This is a genomic window from Gammaproteobacteria bacterium (assembly GCA_029882975.1).
In the GTDB taxonomy this organism is placed as follows: Bacteria; Pseudomonadota; Gammaproteobacteria; order SZUA-152; family SZUA-152; genus JAJDNG01.
The window spans coordinates 59,028-81,788 of sequence record JAOUJW010000020.1 but is presented as its reverse complement, the minus strand read 5'-3'; the positions used below and the strand labels follow the sequence as shown (position 1 = coordinate 81,788).

25 protein-coding genes are annotated in these 22,761 nt (G+C 49.6%); 11 read left to right on the top strand and 14 right to left on the bottom strand.

The genetic code is table 11. The features are described from left to right. The 9 genes from ntrC to plsY all read right to left on the bottom strand — a co-directional run bounded on the left by ntrC (nucleotide 1) and on the right by plsY (nucleotide 8,746). A complete protein-coding gene (gene ntrC, locus OEY58_14790) occupies nucleotides 1–1,434 on the bottom strand; it encodes a nitrogen regulation protein NR(I) (GenBank protein MDH5326721.1) in 1,434 nt (477 codons plus the stop codon). Nucleotides 1,435–1,451: 17 nt separating this feature from the next. Continuing rightward, complete coding sequence (gene glnL, locus OEY58_14785) at nucleotides 1,452–2,510, bottom strand: nitrogen regulation protein NR(II) (protein ID MDH5326720.1); 1,059 nt, start codon at nucleotides 2,508–2,510, stop codon at nucleotides 1,452–1,454. 215 nt (nucleotides 2,511–2,725) lie between these two features. After that, nucleotides 2,726–3,349: a DUF4124 domain-containing protein gene (locus OEY58_14780; GenBank protein ID MDH5326719.1), complete on the bottom strand. Its 624-nt coding sequence runs from the start codon at nucleotides 3,347–3,349 to the stop codon at nucleotides 2,726–2,728. A gap of 174 nt (nucleotides 3,350–3,523) precedes the next feature. Next, a complete protein-coding gene (glnA, locus tag OEY58_14775) occupies nucleotides 3,524–4,933 on the bottom strand; it encodes a glutamate--ammonia ligase (protein MDH5326718.1) in 1,410 nt (469 codons plus the stop codon). Nucleotides 4,934–5,132: 199 nt separating this feature from the next. After that, on the bottom strand, nucleotides 5,133–6,311 hold the full coding sequence (locus OEY58_14770) for a cation diffusion facilitator family transporter (GenBank protein MDH5326717.1): 1,179 nt from the start codon (nucleotides 6,309–6,311) through the stop codon (nucleotides 5,133–5,135). Next, nucleotides 6,301–6,537 carry a sulfurtransferase TusA family protein gene (locus OEY58_14765; protein MDH5326716.1) on the bottom strand — a complete coding sequence of 79 codons (237 nt, stop codon included), beginning with the start codon at nucleotides 6,535–6,537 and terminating at the stop codon, nucleotides 6,301–6,303. Before OEY58_14765 ends, OEY58_14770 begins: the two co-directional genes overlap by 11 nt. Next, nucleotides 6,534–7,577 carry a tRNA (5-methylaminomethyl-2-thiouridylate)-methyltransferase gene (locus OEY58_14760; protein MDH5326715.1) on the bottom strand — a complete coding sequence of 348 codons (1,044 nt, stop codon included), beginning with the start codon at nucleotides 7,575–7,577 and terminating at the stop codon, nucleotides 6,534–6,536. The genes OEY58_14765 and OEY58_14760 overlap by 4 nt, the downstream gene beginning before the upstream one ends. A gap of 78 nt (nucleotides 7,578–7,655) precedes the next feature. Continuing rightward, nucleotides 7,656–8,036, bottom strand: a complete 381-nt coding sequence (locus OEY58_14755) for a hypothetical protein (GenBank protein MDH5326714.1) — start codon at nucleotides 8,034–8,036, stop codon at nucleotides 7,656–7,658. 110 nt (nucleotides 8,037–8,146) lie between these two features. Beyond that, on the bottom strand, nucleotides 8,147–8,746 hold the full coding sequence (plsY, locus tag OEY58_14750; GenBank protein MDH5326713.1) for a glycerol-3-phosphate 1-O-acyltransferase PlsY: 600 nt from the start codon (nucleotides 8,744–8,746) through the stop codon (nucleotides 8,147–8,149). Nucleotides 8,747–8,852: 106 nt separating this feature from the next. Here plsY and folB point away from each other — a divergent pair, with 106 nt between their 5' ends. From folB to OEY58_14735, 3 genes are all read left to right on the top strand, one after another. Next, the gene (gene folB, locus OEY58_14745) at nucleotides 8,853–9,209 is read left to right on the top strand and encodes a dihydroneopterin aldolase (protein ID MDH5326712.1); all 357 of its coding nucleotides are present in this window, start codon (nucleotides 8,853–8,855) and stop codon (nucleotides 9,207–9,209) included. Beyond that, entirely contained in the window at nucleotides 9,209–9,715 is a 507-nt protein-coding gene (gene folK / locus OEY58_14740; GenBank protein ID MDH5326711.1) for a 2-amino-4-hydroxy-6-hydroxymethyldihydropteridine diphosphokinase, read from the top strand. Before folB ends, folK begins: the two co-directional genes overlap by 1 nt. Before the next feature lie 218 nt (nucleotides 9,716–9,933). Continuing rightward, complete coding sequence (locus tag OEY58_14735) at nucleotides 9,934–11,115, top strand: diguanylate cyclase (protein MDH5326710.1); 1,182 nt, start codon at nucleotides 9,934–9,936, stop codon at nucleotides 11,113–11,115. Nucleotides 11,116–11,124: 9 nt separating this feature from the next. Here the strand turns inward: OEY58_14735 and OEY58_14730 are convergent, their stop codons facing one another. Continuing rightward, entirely contained in the window at nucleotides 11,125–11,715 is a 591-nt protein-coding gene (locus OEY58_14730) for a class I SAM-dependent methyltransferase (protein MDH5326709.1), read from the bottom strand. 10 nt (nucleotides 11,716–11,725) lie between these two features. After that, nucleotides 11,726–12,517, bottom strand: a complete 792-nt coding sequence (locus tag OEY58_14725; GenBank protein MDH5326708.1) for a pteridine reductase — start codon at nucleotides 12,515–12,517, stop codon at nucleotides 11,726–11,728. 161 nt (nucleotides 12,518–12,678) lie between these two features. On the opposite strand from OEY58_14725, the gene OEY58_14720 reads away from it, so the two are divergent. The 3 genes from OEY58_14720 to OEY58_14710 are packed head-to-tail and all read left to right on the top strand — an operon-like array spanning nucleotide 12,679 to nucleotide 15,390. Next, nucleotides 12,679–13,842, top strand: coding sequence for an SAM-dependent methyltransferase (locus OEY58_14720; GenBank protein ID MDH5326707.1), 1,164 nt, complete (start codon nucleotides 12,679–12,681; stop codon nucleotides 13,840–13,842). A 2-nt stretch (nucleotides 13,843–13,844) separates the two neighbouring features. Continuing rightward, entirely contained in the window at nucleotides 13,845–14,558 is a 714-nt protein-coding gene (locus tag OEY58_14715) for a class I SAM-dependent methyltransferase (GenBank protein MDH5326706.1), read from the top strand. A 34-nt stretch (nucleotides 14,559–14,592) separates the two neighbouring features. Next, the gene (locus tag OEY58_14710; GenBank protein ID MDH5326705.1) at nucleotides 14,593–15,390 is read left to right on the top strand and encodes an undecaprenyl-diphosphate phosphatase; all 798 of its coding nucleotides are present in this window, start codon (nucleotides 14,593–14,595) and stop codon (nucleotides 15,388–15,390) included. A 19-nt stretch (nucleotides 15,391–15,409) separates the two neighbouring features. Here the strand turns inward: OEY58_14710 and OEY58_14705 are convergent, their stop codons facing one another. Continuing rightward, a complete protein-coding gene (locus tag OEY58_14705) occupies nucleotides 15,410–16,012 on the bottom strand; it encodes a hypothetical protein (GenBank protein MDH5326704.1) in 603 nt (200 codons plus the stop codon). 49 nt (nucleotides 16,013–16,061) lie between these two features. Between OEY58_14705 and OEY58_14700 the strand changes: the two genes are divergently transcribed. The 5 genes from OEY58_14700 to OEY58_14680 all read left to right on the top strand — a co-directional run bounded on the left by OEY58_14700 (nucleotide 16,062) and on the right by OEY58_14680 (nucleotide 19,394). Continuing rightward, entirely contained in the window at nucleotides 16,062–16,907 is an 846-nt protein-coding gene (locus OEY58_14700; GenBank protein ID MDH5326703.1) for a symmetrical bis(5'-nucleosyl)-tetraphosphatase, read from the top strand. 84 nt (nucleotides 16,908–16,991) lie between these two features. Then, nucleotides 16,992–17,906 carry a DUF3859 domain-containing protein gene (locus OEY58_14695; GenBank protein MDH5326702.1) on the top strand — a complete coding sequence of 305 codons (915 nt, stop codon included), beginning with the start codon at nucleotides 16,992–16,994 and terminating at the stop codon, nucleotides 17,904–17,906. Between the two features lie 14 nt (nucleotides 17,907–17,920). Beyond that, the gene (locus OEY58_14690; GenBank protein ID MDH5326701.1) at nucleotides 17,921–18,169 is read left to right on the top strand and encodes a YcgL domain-containing protein; all 249 of its coding nucleotides are present in this window, start codon (nucleotides 17,921–17,923) and stop codon (nucleotides 18,167–18,169) included. Between the two features lie 44 nt (nucleotides 18,170–18,213). Next, nucleotides 18,214–19,074 carry a peptidylprolyl isomerase gene (locus OEY58_14685; protein MDH5326700.1) on the top strand — a complete coding sequence of 287 codons (861 nt, stop codon included), beginning with the start codon at nucleotides 18,214–18,216 and terminating at the stop codon, nucleotides 19,072–19,074. 47 nt (nucleotides 19,075–19,121) lie between these two features. After that, nucleotides 19,122–19,394 carry a hypothetical protein gene (locus OEY58_14680; GenBank protein MDH5326699.1) on the top strand — a complete coding sequence of 91 codons (273 nt, stop codon included), beginning with the start codon at nucleotides 19,122–19,124 and terminating at the stop codon, nucleotides 19,392–19,394. Between the two features lie 73 nt (nucleotides 19,395–19,467). On the opposite strand, the gene OEY58_14675 is transcribed toward OEY58_14680, so the two are convergent. Both OEY58_14675 and rlmKL read right to left on the bottom strand, forming a co-directional pair. Then, nucleotides 19,468–20,073, bottom strand: coding sequence for a peroxiredoxin C (locus tag OEY58_14675; GenBank protein ID MDH5326698.1), 606 nt, complete (start codon nucleotides 20,071–20,073; stop codon nucleotides 19,468–19,470). A 161-nt stretch (nucleotides 20,074–20,234) separates the two neighbouring features. Continuing rightward, on the bottom strand, nucleotides 20,235–22,397 hold the full coding sequence (gene rlmKL, locus OEY58_14670; protein ID MDH5326697.1) for a bifunctional 23S rRNA (guanine(2069)-N(7))-methyltransferase RlmK/23S rRNA (guanine(2445)-N(2))-methyltransferase RlmL: 2,163 nt from the start codon (nucleotides 22,395–22,397) through the stop codon (nucleotides 20,235–20,237). Nucleotides 22,398–22,761: the final 364 nt, after the last annotated feature.

The window sequence follows — 22,761 nt, the reverse complement described above, 5'->3', positions numbered from 1 at the left end:
CTATCCTACTGTCTGTATTTGGCTGGGATCCGTCTGCGGTTCCATGCCCAGATCCTTGATTTTGCGTGTTAACGTGTTTCTGCCCCAGCCCAGCAATTTGGCTGCATCTTGTCTGCGTCCGCTGGTGTAATTCAATGCCGATTCAATCAGTATTTGTTCGAATCGGGGCAGAGCTTCGCGCAGTAAAGTCGTTTCTCCGTGGGCCAGTTTTTGATCCGCCCACCGTTTTAACGCAGGTTCCCAGTCGTTGTATCCGGCGTTATCGGACGGTGTGGTTTCCTTTAGTTCAGGCGCTAAATCTTCCATTTTTATAATTTGGCTGGGCGACATGACCGTGAGCCAGCGGCAGGTGTTTTCCAATTGGCGTACATTGCCTGGCCAATCCAGGCGGCTTAGATAGGCTTCCGTTTCACTGTCCAGGCGCTTGGGCTCCATGTTTAATTCTTTCGCCGCCAGTCGTAAAAAATGTTTCATCAACAGCGGAATATCCTCGCGTCGCTCTTTCAGAGCGGGCATGTGTACCCGGATGACGTTGAGTCTGTGAAACAAGTCTTCACGGAACTGACCTTCCTTAACGCGCTGCTCCAGATTTTGGTGTGTAGCCGCTATGATGCGCACATCCACTTTAACAGGCGTGTGGCCCCCGACTCGATAAAACTCCCCGTCCGCCAAAACCCGTAGCAACCGAGTTTGCAGTTCTGCCGGCATGTCGCCGATTTCGTCCAGGAACAGGGTGCCGGTATTGGCTTGCTCAAAACGGCCGATGCGTTGGTTTTGAGCACCCGTAAAAGCGCCTTTTTCATGACCGAATAATTCGGATTCCAGTAACTCCTTGGGTATGGCGGCTGTGTTTAGGGCGATAAAGGGATTGCCGGCGCGAGGGCTGTGTTTATGTAAGGCCTTGGCCACCAGTTCTTTACCCGTTCCCGATTCGCCGTTGATCAGAACCGTGATTTTGGACCGGGACAAACGCCCAATGGCACGAAAGACTTCCTGCATGGAAGGAGCCGCGCCAATGATTTCAGGCGCATTGTGCAATTGAGCCGGGGGTTTTGTGGTTTCGTTGCTGCGGTGCTGAACAGCGCGTTGGGCCAGATCCACCGCTTCATCCACATCAAAGGGTTTGGGAAGGTATTCAAAGGCTCCGCCCTGGTAAGCGGAAACGGCACTGTCCAAATCCGAGTGGGCGGTCATGATAATCACCGGTAACTCGGGATAGTTTTGATTGATGTTGTCCAGCAATTGCAGGCCGTCAACACCGGGCATGCGCACATCAGTGATAATGGCATCCGGCTGGCGAAATTCCAGAAGATCGATGACCTCCATGGCATTGTCGAAGGAGCGTACGGTTATATTGGCCTGTTTTAATGCTTTTTCCAGCACCCATCGTATGGAATGGTCATCGTCAATGACCCAAATATTGGCTTTACTCATGAGGCGTTCTCTTTATCTCAGGTTGTAATGGGTAACAAAATGCTGAAAACCGTGTTACCGGGTTTGCTTTGGCACAAAATGATGCCGCCAATCTGCTGTATCAGTGATTGGGCGATGGACAAGCCTAAACCGGTTCCATCCGCACGACCGGTAATCATGGGGAAAAATATGCTTTCCATCATGTGTTCAGGGACTCCAGGCCCGTTGTCCACAATATCCAGCTGACACACTAATTTGTGACGAGTGTGACCGATGGTGAATTGGCGCAAGGAGCGGGTTCGGAGCGAAATACAGCCCTCCTCGCCAATCGCCTGCAAGGCGTTGCGCACAATATTGAGAACCGCTTGTATGAGTTGATCGCGGTCGGCTTTGAATTCAGGAATACTGGGGTCGTAGTCTTTATAAATTCGCACCTTGGGTGGAGTGGCCACTTCCACAATCTGGCGTACATGCTCGGTGATTTCGTGGATATTCAGTATTTCAATGTTGGGAGCCGAACTGGGGCCGAGGAGACGGTCAACCAGATTGCGCAGGCGGTCCGCCTCGTTAATGATGATATTGGTGTATTCTTTCAGGCTGGCATCATGCAGTTCACGCTCCAGCAATTGTGCGGCGCCTCGGATTCCCCCCAGAGGATTTTTGACTTCATGCGCCATGCCTCGGATAAGTGCTCGAATGGTATTGTTTTGGGAAAATTGGCTTTCCTCACGCGCAATGCGCAAATTTCGTTCAGTGGCTTGAAGTTCTACCAGAACCAGTTGTTGGCCGGCATCTACAACAGGGCATACATGGCAGTCCACCAAAACGCTTTTAAAGCCTCCGGTACTCAGTTCCACATTGTGTTCGGAAAATGGGTGAGAATCATCCAGCACAGAACGAATACGATGTACCAGTGCCCCATTGCCGGGGGCCAGCTCCTGCATGGGTGTCGACAAAGCTCGTTTGGCGCTGATTTCAAACAGCATCTCGGCTGCCGGGTTCATATAACGCACCTGCAGTTCATGGTCCAGCAACAGCAAGCCATGTCCCAGATTGTCTGCAATCAGTTGGTACATTCTAACTTTTTGATTATCCATATACTTTTATAGGTAGCAAAATCCAAACCAGATTAATGCAAAGCTTGGCGATTACTGCGGAAAGGACAATAATATTATATTAATCAGTTGTTTATACAGATATCGAATCGGGTGATGGCTACAAATCTAGTGATATTGCTAAGCAGCAGGGTACTTAGAGGCTGCAATATGGAGCAAAGTATGCACCATTTTGGTGCGTTAGTGCAAGTGGAGGGCTAAGGTGCCATTTTGGCTCGTGGGGCAGCTTTAGCCTTGGGGGCGGTTTTGGCGCCTTTGGCATTATTGAACAGCACAGAAGGTCGTTGTAAGTGAAAAGTTACACTTTCTGAACTGAGTACCACGGCACCATTTTCCAGCAATTGTGCCTGCACCGTATGTGTGCCGCGGTCGATGTTATTCAAAGTGGTTTGAGTGGCCTGGCCTTTAAAGACTTCTTTGCCGTCCAGCAAAAATACCAGCTCTTGGCTACCGCCTAATCCGGGTGACAGGGAGGCAGATAGAGTGATGTTGCCCTGGTCGGCCTGCAGGGATTGATCCGGGGTAGGCGCAGTAATTTGTAATTGATGCGAAGATGCTGTGCGTTTCACGGGTTGTTGCGTTGAGTTATCGGTTGTACCGGATTCCAGGTTTTGAGGGTTGAAGGGGACCACGGTTTGTGGCGGTACTTCAATTTTTTTCGAGCTGGATGATGTGGGCATGTCGCTGTATGTGACATTACCGTTTTCATCCACAGACTTGTACACAGCGGCCTGGGCTTGAGCCAGGAACAAAGTTATGCCAAAGGCGGTTATGCGCACTATGCCTGTAGCGGTTTTGGCAGTAAAAGTGTTTGATTTCATTAACTTGGTTTCACGGTTTGGGAGTCCTTATCGCTTAGGGTATCCCAAATCTTGGGGCGGGTACAATAGGGAGAAGCTATTAAGTAGTAATACAAATGCGGGAATTGAGCGAGAATTTGTGTGGGAGACAAAAAACCCGGCCCCGCGTGGCGGAGCCGGGTTTTCTCACGTCGCTTACAGACTGTAGTACATGTCAAACTCAACCGGGTGAGTGGTCATGCGTATACGAGTAACTTCTTCCATTTTCAGGTGGATGTATGCGTCAATCATGTCATCAGTGAAAACGCCGCCTGCTTTGAGGAATTCACGGTCGGCACTGAGGCAGTCCAGGGCCTGGTCCAGTGAATGGCACACGGTAGGAATTTCACGTGCTTCTTCCGGCGGTAAATCGTACAAGTCTTTGTCCATGGCTTCGCCCGGATGGATCTTGTTTTGAATGCCGTCCAAGCCGGCCATCATCAGAGCTGCAAACGCCAGATAAGGGTTGGCGGTGGGGTCAGGGAAGCGTACTTCGATTCGTCGAGCCTTGGGGTTGGAAACATAAGGAATACGAATAGAAGCTGAACGGTTACGAGCAGAGTAAGCCAGCATAACCGGGGCTTCAAAACCCGGCACCAGGCGCTTGTAGCTGTTGGTTGATGGGTTGGTGAGCGCGTTCAAGGCGCGAGCGTGTTTGATAACACCGCCGATATAATACAGAGCGGTTTCGGACAGACCGCCGTACTCATTACCGCTGAACAGATTCACGCCATCTTTGGCTAGAGACATATGCACATGCATGCCGCTACCGTTGTCACCTACCAGGGGTTTGGGCATAAATGTCGCTGTTTTACCGTAGTGATGAGCAACGTTATGAATTACGTATTTCAGGATTTGGTTTTGGTCGGCACGTTTTACCAGTGTGTCGAATTTGGTGCCGATTTCGCATTGACCGGCAGTAGCCACTTCGTGATGGTGTACTTCTACTGCAACACCCATATCTTCCAATGCCAGACACATGGCGGAACGAATGTCATGCAAAGAGTCTACCGGAGGTACGGGAAAGTAACCGCCTTTTACCGTGGGGCGATGGCCGATGTTACCGTCTTCATAGACTCTTTCAGAGTTCCACTCGGATTCTTCGGAATCGACTTTGTAGAAGGCGCCGCTCATGGATGCGCCCCAGCGAACGTCATCCAGAATAAAAAATTCCGGTTCCGGGCCAAAGAAAGCGGTGTCGGCAATGCCGGTGGATTTCAAATACGCTTCTGCACGTGCTGCTACGGAACGGGGGTCACGCTCATAGCCTTGACCGGTGGAAGGTTCCACGATGTCGCAACGGATAATCAGGGTGCTTTCTTCAGAAAACAGGTCCATTACGGCAGTGGAGGGGTCGGGCATTAAGATCATGTCGGATTCATTAATACCTTTCCAACCGGAAATGGAGGACCCGTCAAACATTTTGCCGTCTGTGAACGTATCTTCATCGATGGTATGTGAAGGTACGGATACGTGTTGTTCCTTGCCTTTTGTATCAGTGAAACGAAAATCAACGAATTTAACTTCGTTTTCTTTCATTTTATTTAAAACGTCGCTAGCGGACATGGGGTATAACCTCCTCAATCTAATCTTAATGGCCTGGTACCGCACCAGAGTGTGTAGTTATGATCTTCCAGATAGCAGAAAATATGCCACAGGATAATTATTATAATATTCAATAGCTTGAACAATTTGCCAGCGACATTAGGAGGGCGTAATGCACTGTTATGGTGCAAAAGAACGCTCTTTGCCCTATAGTGGTGCGTTAGAGGTAAATCACCCTGATATTGGCTATATCGTTGCTGTTGTGTGCTATTTGCCGCAGCGATTGGGCAAAGGACTCCCGTTCGTTTTGGCTCATATTATTCAGCGGCAATAATACCTCGACATCAATTTTGCCGTCCAGATAATGTAGGGTGATTCGCTGAATACTTTTCGCCGGTTCCAGGTGGCTCCATTGCTGTTGCAGTCGTTCTATGACAGTACGCCGGTCGGGTAAATGCTTGCAGGATTGCTGGGTTTCATCGTTTTCCGGGTCAATGTGTACGGTGACATCGCTGACATCCTCGATATGCTTGATAAGTGCGGCACGAACGGACTCACTGATGAAATGGCCTTCCGATACACTGAGCATGGGATCAACCTGAATGTGTACATCCACCAGTGCATCGCTGCCCATTTTGCGTGTACGCAGCATATGCATTTCTTTTACGCCGTAAACCTTTTGGATGACTCGCTCAATCTCTTTAACTTGTTCCGGGTCTAACGCTGTATCCACCAGTTCGCGCAGCCCCTGCGCGGTTAGGCTCCAAGCGATTTTGGCAATCAAAACAGCGACGCCGGCTGCGGCCAGCGCATCCAGATATTCGATGCCGTAGAGGCTGCCGCCAATGCCCACCAATACAATAACGGAGGAGATGGCGTCGGTGCGGTGGTGCCAGGCATTGGCCACCAGCATAGGCGATCGAATTTTATTGCCTATTCTCACAGTGTAATGGTATAGGCCTTCGTTGGCCAAAATGGAAAATGCTGCAACTACCAGCGTAATGGGGGTTGGGTGCAGCAACTGTTCCGGCTCCACAATGCGCATGACTGCGTCAATGGCAATTCCTCCGGCGACTACCAGAAGAAATCCGCCTAAGGCGACGGTAAACACGGTTTCAATGCGGCCATGACCGTAGGGGTGGCAGCTGTCGGCATCACGACTGGAATGCTTGGCGGCTATCACGACCATCACATCGGTGATCAAGTCTGAAACCGAATGTACACCATCGGCAACCAAAGACTGGGACTGGCCAATGATGCCAAACACGATTTTCAATACGGCCAGCAGCACATTAACTGCAGCGCCCACGATAGTCACGTTACGCATGACCTTGTAACGTTCCTGGTCCTCTGTGGTTTGAGGTAAAGGCGGCAGCCCGTGGCTGTGATTATGTCCCAAGACCGCCCACCTCTAAAGTAATGGTGATGTTGTCCCTGTCGTCGCTGATTTCAATAATTTTGTGGCCGTTGATACGGCACCACGCAGGTATATCCAATTTGGCTCCCGGATCGGTACAGCTTACTTCGACTCTATCTCCGGCCTGTAGTTTACTTACCGCATCTTGAGTGCGTATCACCGGCATGGGGCACAACAAACGCCTGGCATCCACCGTATGTGTGCTCATATGTACCACTCCAGGGGAATTTGTTCCGGTGATAAGGGGGCCACATGGAGGGTTTGGCTGCTTCCTGCATTTTTCACTACTTCCACTTGGACATGGGTTTCGTCCCGTCCTTTGCTGTAGCGGGCCACGATGCGAGCTGCCAGCTCTATATCCTCATCTAGAATTATGCCATCCATCAATGCCAAAGGGCCGGCGTGACTGGTGGTACGCAAATGGATGAACTGTTTGCGATAGCCTTCCAGAAAACGTGTTTCTCCTTCTTCGCGACTGATTATAATTTTGAAACGCTCGCTGGGACGAATGTGTCTTCCCACTTTTAATAACATAATGTCGTCCAAGTCATAGTCGCGGTTCCCTCTGAAGTTCCATAGATCGGCGAGTTTGTGGGAATAAGATTCATCGGTCAGAAAACAGCAACCGCCGGCCGGCTGGGCATACTCCGTGATGCCATATTGTCGGGCCAGTGCCATTTGGGGTTTACGACCGCGGCCATGAAAGTCGAACAGTTGTTCCCGGTTTACCCAACCTTCACGTTCCGGCAGGGTGGGGGGTAGTTTCTTGGCACACAAGGGGCGTAACAGGCGGTCGCCGGCGCCCGAGTCTTTTTGGATTACCGGCATGGTATCACGCCGCTGGGACATGGGCCGTTGCCCCATCACTTCTCCGGTAATGATGAAATCGAATTGATGCTGCTGGATCCATTCATAAGCTTTTTGCACCATAAAGCTTTTACAGTCCAGGCAGGGGTTGAGATTGGCTCCATAGCCGTGTTTGGGATTGAGTAGTACCTGTTTGTAAGGCTCTATCACATCAATGATGTGCAGCTTGATGCCCAGTTGTTCGGCTACCCATAAGGCATTGTTTCTCTTCGGTTTCTGTTTATCCTTTTTGCGTATGGCATGGGTATGCCCTTCCACACAAAAACCCGTGAAAAAATTAATACCTTCTACATGTATACCTTGTTCCATGATAGCTCGAGTAGCTAACATGGAATCCAATCCCCCTGAAATCAGGGAGATCGCTTTGAATTGTTGCGCCATGGTCTGGTTTCGATTTTTAAAAAGAGTATTTTACCGCAATGCGGGCCTTGTGACAGGCAAGAATGATGAGTGTATCGGCTATTGGCGTCTTTCCGTAACCCGACGGCAGGTCTTAGGCCGGTTTTGCAGCTTGAGGCGTCGATCATTTTCCGGATCACGATTAAAAAACGGACGTACTTCCAAGCTTTGCCCCCTTATTTGGGCAGATTTCAAAGAATTTAGGGTTAGTTGAGCCAGTCGGTGGCTGCTGACCACCAGGCGACCATACCGTGGTTTGGATCTATCCTGGGGCTTATCGTTGGGAACGATCTCTATACCAATGCCATCGTCCAAATGACCCAAATCGCGAATTCTATCGAATAACTTGTTGAAAATACAGCCTTTAACGGAATCTTTTATCAGTTTTCTCACCTCGGCGGGCCGTGTGCCCTTTGGGATGTTGCCGATATAAATTTCCATGCTTGCTCCCGTCCTGGGGTTCAACGTTACTGCTCTGCTTTATTCATAGATAACTATATAACCAACCGTAAGTTTGTAAAGTTGTACTAATGCTGGAGATGTTTGGTCGCTCATTCATTAATTTTTTCTTCGCTGCCCTGGATCAAGTTAACAATATTGGAGCGATGCCGCCATGTCAGAATCACGCTGATGACCAGAGCCATCACGGTATAGACCCCGCTGGTTTCAAGTAGCCAGAAATACAAAGGGCAAAATAAAGCAGTGATGAGGGCTGCCAGGGAGGATACCTTAAAAACAAAAGCCACCACTAACCAGGTTGCCAATGCCGTCAAGCCCACAGGCCAGGATAGGGCCACGAACACACCAAAAGCGGTAGCAACGCCCTTACCTCCTTTGAACTGGAAAAACACCGGGTACAAATGCCCTAAAAATGCCGCCATGGCAACCAGCGACAACTGGGCTGGGGAAAATCCCAGGAACTTGGCAATTAAAACGGGAATCACCCCTTTGATGCCGTCACCCAGCAAGGTGATGGCAGCGGCTTTTTTGCCGCCAATACGCAGCACATTGGTGGCTCCGGGGTTGTGGGAACCTTGGGAACGGGGGTCCGGTAAGCGCATCAGTTTACACACAATGATGGCTGCGGACACAGAGCCCGATAGGTATGCAGCGATGAAAACTACGATAAATTCAACGGACCATTCAAGCATAGATTTTCACAGGGTTAGGTTAAGGGTGCGCTTTTCAGCTCTCAGTATTTGGCCGTGTGAGAACAACGCGTTATAGTGTCAGCCGAATTTGAGCCTGGACACTGTAATGGACATTATTTATTTACACGACCTGAAAATTGAAACAATTATAGGGATTTTTGATTGGGAACGCGAAATAAAACAAACCGTCTCCCTGAATCTGGATATGGCGGCGGATATTCGTGCAGCGGCCCAATCCGATAATATCGAAGATACCTTGGATTACAAGGCAGTAGCCAAACGACTGATTGATTTTGTTGGAAATAGCGAATTTCAATTGGTGGAATCCTTAGCGGAACATTGTGCGAATATTGTGCTGAACGAGTTTGGAGTGCGTTGGTTGCGACTACGCTTGAATAAGTGTGGCGCGGTGCGTTATGCCGGTGATGTGGGTGTGATCATTGAACGAGGTGAGCGATCCTGATGGTCGAGGTGTTTGTGAGTGTGGGCAGTAATATAGCGCGGGAAAAAAATATCCGTTCCGGCGTAAGGACATTGCGGGAGCACTTTACCGACTTGCAATGTTCCTCTGTGTACGAGTCTGCAGCTGAGGGCTTCGACGGCGACCCTTTCTACAATTTGGTCGTCTGGTTTCAGGGGCAGAACTTGTCACAGATTAACCATTGTTTGCGAGAAATAGAACATCAGCATGGGCGTGTAAGACAAGCGCAGAAATTCTGTTCCCGTACCTTGGATCTGGACTTACTGCTGTTTGGTGATCAAAACTTACACAGCGAAGGCTGGGATATTCCGCGAGAAGAAATTAAGCGTTATGCGTTTATATTGCGTCCTTTGGCGGAAATCGCGCCGGATCGGTGCTATCCGGGCAGTTCTCAAACTATGCTGCAATTATGGACTTTGTTTCAACAAAATCACCCCAAAATACTTCAGCAAATACAGCCGATTGCGTTTGAGTTCGGGTTTGTCTGAAACATCGATATATTGCTTTGAGCGTAAAGGAAAATTGCACTGCAGACGTTATAGAACTGTAACCGTGCAAATGTTGGGTTGCGGCGTAACCTGTACTAGACTGATTTAAGTAACTTTCTTATGGAGCCCGTCAAACGGAACTTGTGTTTCCAAATTGGGGTGGGGCTCCAGTCATTCAGCCATTCAGGGATCGCTGTAGCATGTATGATGGAAACGAAATGGCAAGCGCAACTTTAGAGCTTGAGGCTCCCAAGAGCCTAAAGCAGGCTCGATCCAAAATTCTTATTGTTGATGACTCCGCTACCATACGGGCTACCCTGACTCGTGCTGTGAAAAACGAATTTACTGCCATAGAAGCCACTGACGGAGTGGCTGCCTGGGATTTGATTGAAAACGACCCCAAAATTGAATTGGTCGTAACTGATTTGAGCATGCCGGAATTGGACGGTTACGGTTTGATTAATCGGATTCGCGGCAGCGACATTTCCCGGATACAAAATATGCCGGTTATTGTGGTTACCGGAGCTAACGATACCGAAGCTCGTGAACGTGCCTTTGTGGAAGGCGCTAATGACTTTATCACTAAAACCAGTGATCAGGTGGAGTTACTGGCGCGAGTGCGGGCGCACCAAAAACTGGCGCAAACCATTAGCGCTCTGGAGGAAAGTCGTAAATTTCTGCGTGAACAGGCCAATACGGATTCTCTTACGCGCTTGCCCAATCGGCGGAATTTTTTCCGTTCTGCTGCTTATGCCTTGGCCCAGATGCAGCGTCGATCTCAGGATTTCAGCGTGATCATGCTGGATATCGACTACTTCAAGCAAATTAACGACACCTACGGCCATCAGACCGGTGATTATGTGTTGGTGGAGCTGGCTAAAGTCTTGAGCATGGCGATTCGTGAAGACGACATGCTGGCCCGTATCGGTGGCGAGGAATTTGTGGTGGCTTCTCCGGTGACGAATCGTTTGGCAGCTATTGTGCTGGCAGAGCGGTTACGTAAGGCGGTTGAGTCCACGGAATTTCGTTGCCAGGGCAATCGTATACCGGTCACCATCAGCCTGGGCCTGGCTTCATTAAGTAATCCGGAAGAAACTGTGGATTCCTTGATGGCCATAGCCGATGCGCGTCTTTATCTGGCCAAGCAAAAGGGTCGGAACCGTATTTGCGCCTCGGATAAAACCAAGCCGGATGTATTGGCGGACTCGGAGGTGTGTCCCAAATTGGATGAAGCCTTAACGTTAATACGACACGGTAACGCTTTTCGCCTAGAGCCTTTCTTGCCGGAGTTGGGTGAACAGATCATGCCGTTGATCGACTTGTTGAGTCGGGCCTACCCGGATCTGGATGCACAGGGTATACGTCGGAGTTTGGGGTTGGTGGACCCTACGGAAGAATAAAATCCCGATTCAGGTTTGTTGCCAGATCAAAATACGGTTGTTCGCCGGCATGGCGACATCGCGTTGCAGGCTAAAGCCGTTTTTCTGTGCCACGTGATTCAGATCGTCAAAGTCCCGGATGCCGCTACGAGGATCCCGTTGCTTAAGCCATTCATCAAAGCGCGCATTACTTGGGCTGGTATAGTTTCCCCCGTAGTTAAAGGGGCCGTATAGCACAACCTTACCCTGGGGGTTTAAACAGCCCGCCATTCCAGCAAACATGGCCAGTACAGCTTCCCACGACATAATGTGGGTGGTGTTGGCGCTGTATATAAGGTCGTATTTGCCTGACGGCCATTGGGAGAGGACGTTTAATGCCAAGGGTGGCGGCAGGTTTTCACTGGCGCTCTCGTCCAGCCACATTTGAATGCCGGGTAGGTTTTCCACCACATCGCTGGTTTGCCAGTTTAGTTTGGGAAACCGGGGGGCAAAATAGACCGCGTGTTGGCCGGTGCCGCTGCCGATTTCCAACAAACTTTGAGCTTGCGAGGTGATTTCCTGCTGCAGTACTTCCAGAATAGGGGCGCGATTTTGCTCACAGGATTCGGAGTAAGGTTTCATAGAGGATCGATCAACTGTTCAGCGAACGGCCGCCATCTACCGTCAGGATATGGCCGCTGATATAGGGCGCGTCACGCAACAGGAATAAGACGGCCTGGGCAATATCGTTGGGAGTGCCGCGACGCTTGAGAAAAGTGCGGGATACGATTCTTTGTTTGGTTACTTCATCCAGTTCTTCTTCCGGCCACAGTATAGCGCCTGGGGCGACGCCATTGACGCGTATTTCCGGTCCCAGCTCACAGGCCAATGATTTGGTTAACATTACCAGGCCTGCCTTTGCCATAGAATATATCGGGTATTGTTTTAAGGGCCGGTCAGCGTGAATATCCACAAGGTTAACAATGCAGCCATGGGTCTTGAGTAAATGGGGTGCCGCAGCCTGCGCCAGAAAAAACGGCGCTTTGAGGTTGGAGCCCATCAGGTCGTCCCACTGGGATATCTCTACTTTGCCAATGGGAGTGGGGTAAAAGGTGGAGGCGTTGTTGATCAGTCCGTCCAATTGGCCCCAAGCGGATACGGCATTGCTGATGACCGCTCCTAATTTGTCGGTGTCCAACAGGTTTTCCTGTACCAGGACGACAGAATTGTTGCGGATATTATTCAATTCTTCACTTAGGCGATAAGCCGCCTGCTTGGAAGAACGGTAGTGCAACACCAGGCGGGCACCTTGAGAATGGAGGGTTCGCGCCAACTGGGCGCCGATGCGGTGTGCGGCTCCGGTGATGAGAATGACTTTGTCTTTTAACTTGCCATTATTGGAATCGGAATCTGAGATTTTATCCGGGTTTGTGGTATTCTCCACCGTTTACTCCTAGGTTTTTTATTACTGTAACTCAAATTATGGCAGCTCGCGAGTGACTTGGCGGCGAAGCACAGCGTACCTGAAGATTTTTCATAGAGGTAGTACCTATTTCCACGTTTAAACCAACATCCACATCCGCAAGAACTCGCTATCAACGCGCTATGGAGCTGCCCCTTCCTGATAGCGTGGCTCAGGCCCATAGTGAAAAACTAATCCACCATATCTGTAAGAGTATAGAACTTGGCGGGGGGCAATTAAGCTTTGCGGATTATATGGGCTTGGTTTTGTACGCCCCCGGTTTGGGTTACTACAGCAGCGGTGCGCAAAAATTCGGGGAATCGGGTGATTTTGTTACGGCGCCGGAAATGTCGCCGGTGTTTTCCCAATGTCTGGCACGTCAGTGTCACGCGGTGCTGCCGGCCTTGGGAGATTCGGCTCGGATTTTAGAAGTAGGGGCGGGCAGCGGTAAAATGGCCGCAGAGTTGTTGGCCGAATTGGAACGGTTAGACCATATTCCACAGCAGTATTGGATACTGGAACTCAGCGCCGATCTGCGTCAACGCCAGCAACAAACACTCAAACAACGCTTACCCCATCTTATGGATCGGGTGCAGTGGATAGAGCAATTGCCGGCGCATCCATTTAACGGAATTGTTCTTGCCAATGAGCTTTTGGATGCCATGCCGGTACACCGGGTCCGTGCGAACCTGGATGCAGACTTGCAGGAAATGTATGTGCAGTGGAACGGGCAACGATTTATCGAACACTGGGGTGAACCCGGCAGTGCTGCACTGGCCGATCGCTTAGAATCCTTGTCCCGCCATTTTGCTCCAGGTTATGTCAGCGAGATAAACTTGGCGATGGAATCGTGGATCCACTCCATCGGGGCCATAATGGATCGGGGTCTGGTGCTGTTGGTGGATTACGGTTTCAGCGAACAGGAGTACTATCATTCCCAGCGCGGTGACGGAACATTAATGTGCCATTATCGGCATCGCAGCCATCCGGATCCCTTTGTGTATCCGGGCTTACAGGACATTACCGCTCATGTGGATTTTACGGCAGTTGCCCATTGTGGTGTGGCAGCAGGATTCAACGTCGCCGGATACAACAGCCAGTGCTATTTTTTAATGGCCACCGGCTTGGCTGACATTATGAGTCGGCATGACCCGGACTCCAAAGAATATTTACGGCTCAGTCAGCAGGTCAAGCTGCTGACCTTGCCCAGCGAGATGGGGGAGTTGTTTAAAGTGATGGCTTTGACCAAAGCTTGGGAGGAGCCATTACTGGGTTTTAGCTTGCAGGATCTGCGGGCGAATCTGTAAGTATGTTTATTGTAATCGAGGAATCCATGAATCAAACCGTAGCAAAAACCCAGGAGATGCTGGCTAAACACCATCGTGATGGCGAAGCGTTTGCACAGCTCATGAAAGAAACTTTCAGCAACCGTTTTAACGAGGACTTTTGGGCCTACTGGCGGGACAAGTTGGCACCGGCACTCCCGTCTGCCGGAGTGGTGCTGGATCTGGGTACGGGGCCGGGTATGTTTTTGCATGCGGTGTTGCAGCGTCATCCAGGCGTACACGTTTACGGGGTGGAATGTGCCGACTATATGCTGAATGCGGTGGAGAAACTGCCGCCAAATGCCCAAATCATTAGTGCTGATCTGCATGATCCCCATTTGCCCTTGGCAGATAACAGCGTGGACATTGCTGTGGCGTCGGTGGTATTACACGAAATGCATCAACCGGTCAAAACACTATTGGAATTGCAACGCTGCCTGAAACCGGGTGCTTTGGTTTATATCCTGGACTGGGTGAGAGCGCCCTTACACGTCTATTTACAAAATACCGACCTGGATGTGTTTGCAGCGCAAACACCTGCTGAGCAGTTGGAGGATTTGTTTGTGCATTTTATCGAGCACAACCGTTTTAGCAGTGCGGATTTGGAGTTTCTGCTGCAACAATGCGGCTATACGGTGCTGGAAAACACGCCTTTAGTGAATGGACGTCAGGCTCGAATTTTGGCACAAAAAAAATAGACCGGTACATAAAAATAAATCTGGGAGAACTGGGATGGAACTGATTCAGATTATCGTTTTGGCCTTAGTACAAGGCTTGACAGAGTTTTTGCCCATATCCAGTTCGGCTCACTTAATATTGGTGCCGCGACTGGTGGACTGGCCGGACCAGGGTTTGGCATTTGATGTCGCTGTACATGTGGGCACCTTGAGTGCAGTGGTACTTTATTTTCGTCAAGAAGTACAAGCGATGAGTGTGGATTGGGTGGTATCGCTTAAAACCCGACAACAAACGACCAATAGCCGTTTGGCCTGGGCTGTGTTGTTTGGAACCATACCCGCCGGTCTTGCCGGTTTGGCTTTTAAAGGCTTTATCGAGGGAAATCTGCGCTCGCCATTGGTATTAGCCGGCACCACAGTGATATTTGGTTTGCTGTTATGGGCAGCGGACGTGAGCGGCAAGCGTAACCGCGATGAAACCAGCATTGGCTGGAAAGATGTGTTGATTATCGGTTGTGCACAAGCCCTGGCCTTGATCCCCGGAACTTCCCGTTCCGGTGCCACTATGACGGCAGCCTTATTTTTGGGTTTGAGCCGGGAAGCCGCAGCACGGTTTTCCTTTTTATTGTCCATACCGGTAATATTCTTGTCCGGTTTGTTGGTGGTTAAGGATTTGGTCGAGCAGAATGCCGCTGTGGATTGGCAGGCATTAGTGTGGGGTACGGTACTGGCGGGAATTACGGCTTATTTATGTATCCACTTTTTCCTCAAATTGTTGGAAAAAATCGGTATGTTGCCCTTTGTCATCTATCGCTTGGTGCTGGGTGCATTTTTGTTTTATATGTTTACTTAAAGATGAACGGCAGAAAGGTTTAAACCCGCAATCTAAGTCGTTGTTGATTAAGCCATTGCCAGGCGAGCAATGCCATACCGATGAGCGCGCACAGCCACTGCCACGCGGGATAGAGTTCAAACTCATCAAAACCCAAGCCGTAGAGAGCCACAAAGCCGACCCAGGTGGCACCGGAGCAGTGCTCGATGGATGTCATATAAGACATGGAGAGCAGAATTAAGGTGGCCGCAAGAAACGTTTGCCCATACGCGATTAGTGTTTGTTGTGTCTGGCGCAGCGCTAACAACATCCGGCCCAATAGGGTACAGGTGATCAGGTAGACCAGCAGGCTTAGTGTGTGAAACTCATAAGTCCACAGATTGAGTCCGCTGCGTGGGTCCTGGTGAGCCAGGGTAAAAACGGATTTGCGCAGTAGAAACCACAAGGCGGCAGTGGGGTTGTCTGCCCACATGAGTTTAAACAGGGGGAAGAACTGTACTATCGGGGTCAAGCCGTGGTTGACGGTGCCGCGATTTAAAATGCTGATGATAATCAGACCGATAGCAATAGATACTACGAAACAGAGCAAGCTGAGTAGCAACCAGGTGCGGCGAGGTGCTGTGGTAGGTACTAAAATCTTCATTCGTGCTTATACTATCAAATTTTAAAAACCGGATGGCATAAATTTTCCCATGGCAATCTACGCAATCGGAGACGTGCAAGGCTGTTATCAGCCGTTAATGGAGTTACTGCGAAAACTGGATTTCACGCCCACAAAGGACACCTTATGGTTCACCGGAGATTTAGTGAACCGTGGACCCGAGTCTTTAGCGGTTTTAGAGTTTGTAAAAGACCTTGGGGATAGTGCGGTTACCGTGTTGGGTAACCACGATTTGCATTTACTGGCGGTAGCTTGCGGACAAAGCCGCAAACGGCGTGACGACACCTTGGATGATATTCTTGCCAGTGACAGGCGGCGGGAGTTGCTGAACTGGTTGCGTCACAGGCCCTTGTTGCACCGGGATGTGGCTCTGGGTTTCACCATGATTCATGCGGGGTTGGCGCCTCAATGGTCGTTACCACAGGCGGAAAAGCTGGCGCAGGAAGTGGAGCAAGTGTTGCGATCCGAGCGACATGAAGAGTTTTTCCAACACATGTATGGCGATCAACCGCTGCAATGGCATGATGGTCTGAAGCAATGGGAGCGCCTGCGGTTCATCACCAACTGTCTGACACGGCTGCGTTATTCGGATATGGACGGGCGATTGTGCCTATCCAGCAAAGGGCCCGTTGGGACTCAACCGGAACGTTGCCATCCCTGGTTCCAGATTCCCCATCGGAACAGTCGCGCAGAGCAGGTGGTTTTTGGGCATTGGTCGACCTTGGGTTATTATCATCACGATGGGGTCATCGGTCTGGATAGTGGTTGTTTATGGGGAGGTGCATTGACGGCTGTGCGTTTGGATCATCCGGATCCCCCGGTCACCCGGGTCCAGTTGGACTGTCCGCAAGCACAGACACCTGTCGGTGCGGCTTAACTTTGTTGGTCCAAAATAGACACCTGCCTCCCAAATCAATACAATCCCCAGGAGATCTTTGCTTAGAGTTTCAGGGAGTGAACAATGGAGCGGTATTTTTTTGCGTTAATACTGAGTTTTTTCAGCGTCCAATGCTTCGCCGCAGATGAGGATGTGGAGGCTGATAAACCCGGGTCTATTGCGGGTGAAGTGGTGGAGTTTGGATATTACGGAAAAGCGGACGGAATGCAACGTGAACGTAATTTATCTACTCCCACCGGTTATACGCGTACCGTGGGTACAGTGGTTTTGCTCAAAAGCACCGAGAGGATTCCCTTGGAACAGGGGCGTCTATTTGGATTTAAATTTAGGATCGATGGCTTTCCCAAAGATCAGGTTGCCGTGGATTTGCGTTTGGTGGTGACCCATCCGCAAATAACACGGCCCAATGGATCCATCGTGTCGGCGTATCAATATCCCGTGACCTTGGATGTGGTGGGCGGTGCGGTTGAAAACCAGTCTGGTTACAGCTTGGATCACGACTATGAACTGGTAGAAGGGCAATGGCGGTTTCAATACTGGCTGCGGGACAAAATGTTGGTGGAACAAACCTTTGAAACGGTGAAGGCCAAACCGGTAGCTGCGCAAGCACCCTTGAATACGGTTTCAAAGCCGACTGCCACAAAGTCGGCAACGAAAAAGGCTAAAGCAACGAAGTCGATAACTGAGAAGACGAAGGCCGCTAAAACCGCTAAAGCTAAAACCGCTAAAGCTAAAACCGCTAAGGAATCAGGAACGGGGAGCGACACAATCAAGGCGCAAGTTAAATCCGAGGTGAATTCGCACAACACGAAACGCTCATCTCAGGGGGCAGTACAGTCCAAAGACGGAAAAACTCCGCTGCAGCCCAAACAACTTACATCTGCCAAGCCGGCGGCTACCCAGCAAACCGATTCCGCAGCAACCGCGAAAAAAACCGTTGCCAGGGATAAAGCGGTTGACGACTCAACACAGCCATAGGCGGTATCAGTATTATGTTGTGTTACATATACAAAAGTTTGCGAAAGCCGGATACATATGTTTATCTGGATAAAGAAGGCGAGTTTTCCGCTTTGCCGGAGTCGCTGGCGGGGTTGTTGGGACAGTTGGAGTTTGTTATGCAATTGAATCTGGCGCAACGAAAAACTCTGGCGTTAGCTGACCCAAGGCAGGTCATGCAACAAATCAAGGAACAAGGGTTTTATTTACAATTACCACCAAAGGATATGGTGTCAGGGGCATAAAATTTTATGTAAGTATTAGTTTGGCCGTAAAACAGGTGTTAGCTATGAATAACAATATCTACAAATCTTTGCTGTTTAGTTGTCTGGCTGTCATGGGGGTTTCCTGTAATCAAGGCGCGAACGCACCCGCCGCCAATGCTAAACCATTGTACGATTTTTCTTTGACTCAGGCCGATGTGGATTCTTATCTGCAATACAAGAATATTGCTGAGTCAGACAAGCAAAAACGAGAGCGTGCTGTGAGATCTTTAATTGTGCGCAATGCGCTGGCGGAAACTATTTTACAGCAACAGTGGTCCGGTCAGGCCAAGGCGTTGTCGCATGTCAAGGATCGACGCAATCAAATCCTGATCAATAACTATTTTGAAGACTACATACAGCAGCAGGTAACATCAGAGTCGCTGAAAGCGTACTACGAAAAAAACAAGGCGCAGTTTGCGGATAAAAAATTGAGGTTGGCTCTGATCCTGAAGAAAAAGCCGGCGAATGCGGCAAAGAAACAGAAAATTCTGGACCAGCTTAGTGCGCTGGTCATACAACTGAGGAAACCCGGAGCGGATTTTACTGCAGCGGCAAAAAAACATTCTGACGACAAGGAGAATGCGGCCAAGGGCGGGGATCTTGGTTGGAAAGCAGAGTCGGATCTGGAGCGAATAGTGTTTAACACCGCTGTACGGTTGCCTAAAGGCACCGTGGCCGGTCCCCTGGAAACCAAGGACGGCCTGGTGATTCTCAAAACACTGGAAGAGCCCGCCATCCAAGAGCGCGAATTTGACAAAGTGAAAGATCAGGTGGAACGTCAATTTCGCTATGCCCTGAAATTACAGGAAACCGGGAGACTGAATAAGCTGGTGGATGAAAAAGTCCGACAGGAACAGAATCGGTTTAAAATAGCGACCCGTTAAGTAGATTTATTAATGACAAAGCTGACACAGCTTACAAAGGTAACCCAATGAGCGAACTGCAAATATCCGATGAATTGATTCACGACCTGCAACAGGCACTGGTAAAAGTTGACGCCAGGGCCAATGATCCCGGGTTTGCAGTGCAATATCTTGCTGCGGTTTTGGGTTATGTGGTGGGGGAGCAACCGGGAGACTACGATGAAAAAAGTGAGTATTTAAACCAGTTATTGGGATTTGCTCAGCATGTGTTTGATGATGTCGCTGCACCGGCGGCAGTGGAAGATGAGGCATTTGGTGTATGGAAACCCGGCGACGAATGATTTTTACTTTGCGGTAGGCAATAAAAAACCCCGGCAATCCCGCCGGGGTCCTCACTTAGCGAGAAGCGAGATTCTATAGATTGTCCGCGTTTGCGGCCAAATAAGTGGCCACCCCATCCGGAGTGGCTGTCATACCTTTGTCGCCCTTGTTCCAGCCTGCCGGGCAAACTTCGCCGTGTTCCTCGGTAAACTGCAGGGCCTCAACCATGCGTATCATTTCATCAACATTTCGTCCCAAAGGCAAGTCATTTATGACCTGGTGGCGTACCATCCCGTCACGGTCGATAAGGAAGGAGCCGCGGAAGGCGACAGCGCCATCCGGTGTTTCCACGTCATAGGCTTTGCAAATGGCATGTGTCATATCGGCAACCAAAGTGTATCCCACCGGGCCAATACCGCCGCTGTTGATTGGCGTATTGCGCCAGGCATTGTGGGTGAAGTGGGAATCAATGGAAACACCAATGACTTCCACGCCGCGTTTTTTAAATTCATCCAAACGATGGTCAAATGCAATTAACTCGGACGGACAAACAAACGTGAAATCGAGCGGGTAGAAAAATACAACTGCGTATTTTCCTTTCACCGTCTCGGTAAAATTGTAGTTATCAACGATGGAACCGTCACCCAGCACGGCAGGAGCCGTAAAATCAGGAGCCTTGCGGCCAACTAATACACCCACTATTCTAATCCTCCTTACATCAAGGGAATGGTATTCCCTCGGTTCAGCAAAAAAACATAAACAAGAAATTGAAACAATCCAATACTGCGGAAATATACTTCACAGAGATAACAAGAGCGCATGGTATTGAATTATGAATAATTGATCAATACACTAAGTTATTATTTATGTCTAATCTGCCAACACTGGTGGATTTTCCCATTGCGCCGAAAGTCCGGAGGCAGGCTATCTTCCATTTTCAGGATTTGGAAGAGTTCATGTAGCGGGTCCGACAATTGAAATTTACGAAAATTGGTGGAAAACAGTAACATACCGTCGGATTTCAGTCGTTTCATCGCATATTGGATTAATTCCCCATGATCTCTTTGTATATCAAGAACATGGTTCATGCGTTTGGAGTTGGAAAAAGTGGGTGGATCCATAAAAATAAGATCAAAATCACCCTTCACGGAATTGCGAAGCCACTGCAGGCAGTCTGCCTGGATGAGTTCATGGTTTTGTAGGGCAAAACCGTTGAGTTCCAGGTTTTTGCCAGCCCATTGAATATAGGTTTGGGACATGTCCACCGAACAGGTATAAGTCGCTCCACCTAAGGCGGCGTGGACAGTGGCGGCTCCAGTGTAACAAAACAGATTTAGAAATCTCTTTTTCTTACTAAGCTGCTGGATTTTTAAACGGGTGGGCCTATGGTCTAAAAACAAACCCGTATCCAGGTAGTCCTTTAGGTTCACCAGCAGTTTACCGCCGTTTTCTTCAATAATATGAAAGTCTTTACTGTCGCCGAACTTCTCATATTGCTGCTGTTGACGTTGGCGTTGGCGGATTTTGACAAACACCTGCTCCGATGGAATATGGAACACATCACCAACAATGGCCAAAGCTTCACGCAAGCGTTGTTTGGCAATACCGGCATCAATAGTTTTAGGTGCCTGATATTCCTGCACATTAACCCGAATTATGTCGCTGTGATACACATCCACGGCTACATTGTAATTGGGTAGATCGGCATCGTATGCGCGGTATGCTTGAATGTTTTCTTTTTGTATCCAGGGTTTGAGGCGTTTGAGATTTTTTTCCAGGCGGTTTTTAAACATGAGTGCCTGCTCGTTTTCCAAGGCGCTCATATCCGGGGTCAGGTGGTGAGGTTCCCTGAAAAACCATTGGGGATCAATGTTGAAATGCAATAATTTGCATTCTATAGGGCCATTATAGATCGTATGGATTCGGTGGCTGCGCATACCCAAGCGCTTGCCCAAGATTGCATCCGCGCAGAGAATGGTGGCTTTCCACTGTGAAAAGTGGCTTTTTAATTGGTTTCCCAGCAATTCAAACAGTTCCGGCAAGTGGTTTTTCTCCGAAAGCCGTTCACCGTATGGGGGGTTGGTGAGAATCAGCCCGGGAGTCAGGTTGGGTTCACCATGGAGTTGCGACAGTTCCTGTTGCCCTACATCAATATAATCCTCCAGACCGGCGGCGCGGATGTTGAGTTTTGCTGATTTGATGGCGCGCGGGTCACGGTCATAGCCAAAGATTTTGGGTAGGCTTTTCAAACCCTCCACTTGCTGCTGTTGTGCGTGTTCCAGCAATTGATTCCAGCAGGACGCATCGTGCTGTTTCCAATGGGTGAAGCCAAAGTCCCTGCGGTAAAGGCCGGGGGCAATATTGGCAGCCATGAGGGCGGCCTCGATCAGGAATGTGCCGGAGCCACACATGGGGTCCAGTAAGCCACCGTTCTTAGCGGCTATGTCAGGCCAGCCGGCACGTCGCAAAATCGCAGCGGCCAGATTTTCTTTGATGGGAGCTTTCACCTTATTTTGGCGATAACCCCGTTGGTGTAAGCTATGACCCGATAAGTCCAGGCTTAGGCTGACCCGGTTGGATTTCATAAACATGTTAATACGTATGTCAGGCGATTGCAGGTCCACATTGGGACGTTGCCCCAGTTTGCTTTGGAATTGATCCACAATGGCGTCTTTGGTTTTTTGGGCGCCAAATAAGCTATTGCGCACAAAGGAGTGTTTGGCGACAAAATCCACGGCAATACTGTTGTGGGCGCCAAAATGTTGTGACCAGTCCAGTGCGTAGACCGCATCGTACAATGCTTCCATATCCTGTACTTCGCATGTTTTTAGCAGCAACAAAATCCGATTGGCAACCCGAGACCAGAGGCACATGCGGTAGGCCAGTTCCATGGAGCCGTTAAAACTCACGCCACCTCCGCTGAGCTGAATATTTTTTGCGGAAAAAGATTGCAACTCATCGGCAATTAAGGGCTCTAAGCCTTTAGCGGCGGTGGCAAAGAATGTGTGGGTGGACGAATTCATCAAGGGATGGTTAAATAGTGTACAGCTGCTATGTCAATTAAGACCCGCGCCAATGTTGCGAACCGGGTATGAATAGGCCATTATTTTGCAATACGATTGCGTCATTTCCATGGGGGTTCGGCGTTATGGCAGGCTCAGTTGTAACGCTCATGTCAACCCCGGTTGTAACCATGGTTCTAACTCCCATGGCTCTAACCCCCACGGTTGTAAGCTCGAAAACGATGGGTTCGTAATATCATTGGTTCAATGCGCATGAGTTTTGTTCCACAGGGCGTGTTCTTGAAAAATTCCGTGTTGGCCGCACCTAGTAGCCTGTGACTAGCCGCTGGTGGATTGTACGTTATTTTGTCGGATTTCGCCTAGT